4 protein-coding genes and 1 pseudogene are annotated in these 6,000 nt (G+C 58.8%); 1 reads left to right on the plus strand and 4 read right to left on the minus strand.

All coding sequences use genetic code 11. The features are described 5' to 3' along the window. Positions 1–59: 59 nt before the first annotated feature. Together WCA85_RS26450 and fliG are read right to left on the minus strand one after the other, a co-directional pair. On the minus strand, positions 60–266 hold the full coding sequence (locus WCA85_RS26450) for a hypothetical protein (protein WP_424067820.1): 207 nt from the start codon (positions 264–266) through the stop codon (positions 60–62). 47 nt (positions 267–313) lie between these two features. Then, positions 314–1,309 (minus strand): flagellar motor switch protein FliG, encoded by a 996-nt coding sequence (gene fliG / locus WCA85_RS26455; protein WP_424067821.1) that lies wholly within the window; start codon positions 1,307–1,309, stop codon positions 314–316. Between the two features lie 580 nt (positions 1,310–1,889). Between fliG and WCA85_RS26460 the strand changes: the two are divergent. After that, a pseudogene (locus WCA85_RS26460) lies at positions 1,890–2,138 on the plus strand (response regulator); the annotation flags it as partial. 446 nt (positions 2,139–2,584) lie between these two features. Here the strand turns inward: WCA85_RS26460 and WCA85_RS26465 are convergent. Further along, entirely contained in the window at positions 2,585–4,099 is a 1,515-nt protein-coding gene (locus tag WCA85_RS26465) for a putative bifunctional diguanylate cyclase/phosphodiesterase (RefSeq protein ID WP_424067822.1), read from the minus strand. A gap of 143 nt (positions 4,100–4,242) precedes the next feature. Next, positions 4,243–5,826: a glutamine-hydrolyzing GMP synthase gene (guaA, locus tag WCA85_RS26470; RefSeq protein WP_424067823.1), complete on the minus strand. Its 1,584-nt coding sequence runs from the start codon at positions 5,824–5,826 to the stop codon at positions 4,243–4,245. Positions 5,827–6,000 lie beyond the last annotated feature (174 nt).

The following is a 6,000-nucleotide window of genomic DNA, read 5'->3' on the forward strand; positions in this document are numbered from 1 at the left end:
GTGGCAGCGACGACCAATGCGACTCGACGCGCTTGGCTTAGACGCTTTCGTAAGCGGTCTCAAACGAGTGCCTCAATCATTTTTTGAAGTTCCTTTTCCAGGGCCAACGAAAGAGTGAGAGCCGATCCCCTTGAGTGTTTGCTGCGTTCCGCGGTACTCACGAAAATCGTCCCGACAAGGCGGCCGACCCGGCCGATAGCGCACCACTCATCGCCCACGCGATTGATGTCTATTTCATAGACGTAGCTTTTATAAGCCGTGAGCATGTCACCTCCGTACAAATCTGCTCGCAGGCGGCTGTGCCTTCCGGGATCTAGACATAGGCATCACCCGGCTTGTCGCCCAGCTGTATGTCGCCACTCGCGGCAAGGTCGCGTGCGACCTGCACAATCTTGCGCTGTTGCAATTCGACTTCTGCGAGGCGCACCGGGCCGCGTGCCTCCAGATCCTCGGAAAACAGGTCAGCCGCGCGTTGCGACATGTTCGCCGTGAATTTCTCACGTAGCGCAGGAGGCCCTACCTTCAGGGCGATCACTAATTCCTCCGTGCCGACAGATCGCAACAGTAGCTGAATTGCGCGATCATCCAATTCGGCCAGGTTCTCAAACGTGAACATCTCGTCAACGATCCGTTGCGCCAGATCGACGTCGTACCCGCGCACGTTTTCAATCACCGATTCTTCGTGCTGGTTTGACACGTAGTTGAGGATTTCCGCAGCGGCACGAACGCCTCCCACTGGTTTGCGTTTCACATGGTTGCTGCCAGACAGCAACCCCGTCATCACCTCATCGAGTTCACGCAAGGCGGACGGCTGGATACCGTCGAGCGTGGCGATGCGCAGCATCACGTCGGTGCGCGTCCTCTCGGTGAAGCATTCGAGTACATCAGATGCATGATCCGCATCCAGATGCACGAGGACCGTCGCAATGATCTGCGGGTGTTCATTTTTGACCAGTTCCGCGACGGCCGGCGCATCCAGCCACTTCAGGCCCTCGATGCCGCCACCGTCATCACCCAGCAGAATACGGTCGATCACGCCGCCGGCCCTCTCTTCGCCGAGCGCCCGGGTCAGCACCGACCGGATGTAATCCTTCGAGTCAAGCGATAGCGTGGTGTGTGTTTCTGCTTCCTTGATAAAGTCTTGCAGCACAGCGTCAACAGCACCGCGTGTAACATTTTTCAGCGCGGCCATCGCGGCACCGACTTTTTGCACTTCACGTGGACCGAGGAACCGGAAGGCTTTAGCCGCGTCGTCTTCGCCGAGCGACATCATCAACAAGGCGGCCTTGTGAATTCCCTCCGGGTTCATCGCCTCTCCCACGATTTACAGACGGCTAAAAATAGAGGCCCGGTCTTCGCTGCCATCATTCATGTGTAGTTCGAGCTCATTCGATTGAGACACTCGTTGCGCCGTTCATCCGCCGTGACCAGCTAGTGGCTCCCCGAACACGCCGGCTGTGACCCTGGTGTTCGCCAGGGAATGTGCAGCCTGGGGCGGTCATGCCAGTCCGCTAGCGCGTCCGCGCCGAATGACTGACCGGCTACCGCCGCCTGCTCGATGAGTGCCGCCGTATAGACAGGCAACGCTCAGGAGCAACGGTAGCCAAACCTTGTTTCATGGCGCAGCTTCTCGGTACGGATAAGCGGAAATATCGAAAGCGATTTCATTTTCCTTATAGCGATCGATCAGCCGACGCGCATCGTCCAGGTTCAAGGCACAGCTATACATAGCCGCATTGTGCGTTGATGGTAGCGGCCAAACCTGAAGGGAACCTTATGCAAGAAGACGGCATGTGCTTTCATGGTCCTGACATCGTTAAACTTGTAATAACGGGCGTTTGCATTACCGCGTCGGCAAAGTCGGCAGCCATCCATTTCAGCGCTCCAACGTGCGAATCCTCCTTGTCGAAGATGACGATCTGATTGGCAGTGGCGTCTTAGCTGGGCTTCGTCACGTGGGCTTTGCGGTCGACCGGGCTCCAGACGGCCGCCAGGCGAAGCTCGCGCTGGAAACCACTGACTACGCGCTGATCGTGCTGGATCTCGGACTACCCCGGGTCGCCGGCACCGAACTCCTGAAGTGGCTACGGGCCGACGGAAACGATGTGCCTGTTCTGGTTCTGGTGCAAATAGGCTCGGCGAATCGGTTAAAGTATTCGGCCCAACAATCTGGTGGACTGTAATGAGCAAGCGCAAAGACCTGGAGGCGCTCATTGGTGCCGTGAGCACGATTTCAGGCGTCGAATTGACGTATAGCGAAGTAAAAGCGTCAACACGGAGGCTCACGCTCTGTCCTGGCGGGCATTGGGTAGTGACAGAGTTACTTCGCTTTACGATATCGCGAGCGTGCTGTCGCTGCACGAGTCTGCGGCGACGCGGCGCGCGCACCGTAGGAAGCCGAGCGCCTCATCCTCTGGGCGATCGTCGAGTCCGGGACCGGGATTCGCCTCCCGTAAACGCTCACCGTCAGGATGCGCAAAAACGGACCATCATTGGCGGGGCATAATTTTGGAAAAGATACTCAAGAGGGACAGCGTTGAAACCGCTGCCGCCACAGTCTGAATGCTTTGCGTGTGCAATCAGCCTAATGCAACGACTGGGGCGAATGCTCATCCTGAGCCGGCGTGATGATGCGCGGCCCGATCAGAGCCAGGATTGCCGGGTCTGTGATGAAGTCGGCCGCCGAACTGGCGGCCAGAATCACCTCGGAAGGTTGCGGACGACTGATGGCGAATCCTTGAACATAATCTACATTCATTGCTTGCAGAATCTCGAGTGTGGTCGCGTCCTCGACCCATTCCGCGATGCTTTGCATTCCGAGATTGCGCGCCAATCCAACGACAGCCTCCACGATCGCCGCGTTCGCGGAGAGTTCGTTGATGCTTTTGATGAAGCCGCCGTCGATTTTTATCGCATCGGCAGGCAGATCCCTGAGGTAGGGAAACGAGGTATAGCCGGCGCCGAAATCATCGAGCGCGACCCTGGCACCAAGACGTTGCACACGATCGACAAGACGCCGGGTATTGTTCAGGTCATGTAGTGCGACCCCCTCCGTGATCTCGATGCATAGCAGCGGAACCACGTGCCGGTAACGATGGAAGAGTTCGTCGATCTCCGTGACGAAGTGTTCGTCGTTCAGCGATGCGCCACTGACGTTCACAGAAACAAAGTAGGTGTGGGTGAGCTTGTCGCGGTTGCGGTCAATCCACTCCAGGGTCGTTTCCATGACCCACTTGTCTAGCGCGGAGATCGTTCCATTGGCCTCCGCGGCCGCAATTGTCTTGCTGGGTGGAATCACCGTGCCGTCGGGGCCGCGCATCCGCAGCAATACTTCAAAGTCGAGCGCCTCATAAGGCGTCTTCATGGACATGATCGGCTGCATTTCCAGAAACAGCCCCGCCAACGGCAATTCGCCATTGAAACGCTCCATCAGGCTGAGCTCGCGTGCCCGCTCCACAAACATCGGAGCGTCGCGCCGATAAGCGACCACCTTCCCGTTACCGTTGAGCTTCGCTTCACGGCATGCACTATCAGCAGCAGAAATCGCCTCTTCCGTGCCCAGTCCCGCGGGCGCTTCGATAAGTCCCAGCGACGCGCGGACGTGGAACGCGCGTCGATCTATCTGGTATGGCCTCCGGTCGATCTCGTCGATGATCGTTTGCGATATCTGTGTTGCCAATTCGATCGGGATTGCACCGAACAGAATGACGAATTCATCGCCGCCAATGCGACAAACCCGGTCGGTCGGACGTAGCCCCGCTTCAACCCGCCGGCAGACCTGCTTCAGGACTTCATCACCAACATGATGACCGAACAGGTCGTTAAGCAGCTTGAAACGGTCCAGATCCAGATAAGCGATGACGCGTCTAGCGCTCTCGCCCGCCAATCCGCCAACTGTCTGCTCCATCAACTTGCCAATTCCACGCCGGTTCAACGCACCTGTCAACGGATCGTGGTCTGCCAAAAAAACTAACGCGTAGTTCGCCTGATGCCGTTCTGTGACGTCCTGCATTGAGCCCTCAAGCTGCGCACCAGCGTAGGCGACCTTGACCAGGAAGTGCCGCGGCTGCAGACCACCAGCGCCGGGTGCGGCCAGCATCTCCTCATACCCCACCGCATCCTCGCCGGCACGGATAGTCGCGTCTGCCGCAACAACGGATCATAACGGACAGTAACCCACTGTTTTTTAACGGAAAAACAGCAAAAACCGGACCTCCCGAAACGACTTGGGAACAGTCTAAATCATTCCCACTCGATCGTCGCCGGCGGCTTCCCCGAAATGTCGTACACAACCCGGTTGATACCGCGCACTTCGTTGATGATCCGGTTTGACACATGCCCCAGCAGTTCATGCGGCAGATGCGCCCAATGTGCGGTCATGAAATCAAGCGTCTGCACCGCGCGCAGCGCTACGACGTATTCATACGTACGGCCATCGCCCATCACGCCCACGCTCTTCACCGGCAGGAACACCGCGAAGGCCTGGCTCGTCAGGTCGTACCAGGACTTACCGGTTTCCTTGTCGATAAAGGTGCGCAGCGTCTCGATGAAAATCGCATCTGCACGGCGCAGCAGCTCAGCAAAATCACGCTTCACTTCGCCGAGAATCCGCACGCCCAAACCCGGACCCGGGAACGGGTGGCGATAGACCATCGCCGGCGGCAGACCGAGCTTCACACCCAGTTCGCGCACCTCGTCCTTGAACAGTTCGCGCAGCGGTTCGAGCAGCTTGAGATTCAGCGTTTCCGGCAGACCGCCCACGTTGTGGTGGCTCTTGATGGTCTGCGTGGCCTTCTTGCCCTTACCGGCCGATTCGATCACGTCCGGATAAATCGTGCCTTGCGCCAGCCACTTCGCGTCCGTCAACTTGGCAGCTTCGGCCTGGAATACTTCGACAAACTCCGCGCCGATGATCTTGCGCTTCGCTTCCGGATCGGTCACACCAGCGAGCTTGGACAGGAACACTTCGCTCGCATCGACGTGGATCACCTTTACGCCCAGGTGGTCGGCAAACGTCGCCATTACCTGCTCAGCTTCATTCAGACGCAGCAGACCGTGATCGACAAACACGCAGGTCAGCTGATCGCCAATCGCACGATGCAGCAGCGCCGCCGCCACCGACGAATCCACGCCGCCCGACAGGCCCAGAATCACGTGCTCGCTGCCCACCTGCTCGCGAATCTTCGCGACCGCTTCGTCGACGTAATGGCCCATTTCCCAATCGGGTTGCGCACCGCAAATCTTCAGCACGAAGCGCTCGAGCATGGCGCGCCCTTGCACGGTGTGCGTGACTTCCGGGTGCCATTGCAGACCATAGAAGTGACGCGCCTCGTCAGCCATTGCGGCGATCGGGCACGATTCGGTGGAAGCCATCAACTGGAAGCCCGCAGGCATTTCCAGCACCTTGTCGCCGTGGCTCATCCAGACCTTCAACATGCCGTGACCTTCCGGCGTAGAGAAATCGCTGATGCCTTCGAGCAGGCTGGTGTGGTTGCGGGCCCGCACTTCGGCATAACCGAATTCGCGCAGGTGACCGTTGTCCACTTTGCCGCCGAGTTGCTCGGCCATGGCCTGCATGCCGTAGCAGATACCGAGCACCGGCACGCCGAGTTCGAACACGGCTTGCGGCACGCGCGGCGTATCGGTCTCAGTGACCGAGCTTGGGCCGCCGGACAGGATCACGCCCTTCGGCGCGAAGTCGCGAATAAAGGCGGCGTCCACATCGTACGGATGGATTTCCGAGTACACGTTCGCCTCGCGGACGCGACGTGCAATCAGTTGGGTGACTTGCGAACCGAAGTCGAGAATCAGGATCTTGTCATGCATGGCAGCGGACGGAATCAAAAGTGAACGGATAAGGAAAGCCGCGCACAAGGCGCGGCGTTGAATTCAAAGCTGCCCTGCGTGTCGGGCGGTACGGGACGCAGCGTGGCCGTCAGCCATGGAACGGCGGCCGTGGCGCACCCGGTGCATCCGCAGCCGCGCTACGCGCTTCGGCGT

The organism is Paraburkholderia sp. (assembly GCF_049581445.1).
Lineage (GTDB): Bacteria > Pseudomonadota > Gammaproteobacteria > Burkholderiales > Burkholderiaceae > Paraburkholderia.

Bases quoted from the DNA above. Each gene is read 5' to 3' on its own strand.
- WCA85_RS26465 (WP_424067822.1), bottom strand. From the start codon at position 4,099: ATGCTGGCCGCACCCGGCGCTGGTGGTCTGCAGCCGCGGCACTTCCTG.
- fliG (WP_424067821.1), bottom strand. From the start codon at position 1,309: ATGAACCCGGAGGGAATTCACAAGGCCGCCTTGTTGATGATGTCGCTC.
- guaA (WP_424067823.1), bottom strand. From the start codon at position 5,826: ATGCATGACAAGATCCTGATTCTCGACTTCGGTTCGCAAGTCACCCAA.
- WCA85_RS26450 (WP_424067820.1), bottom strand. From the start codon at position 266: ATGCTCACGGCTTATAAAAGCTACGTCTATGAAATAGACATCAATCGC.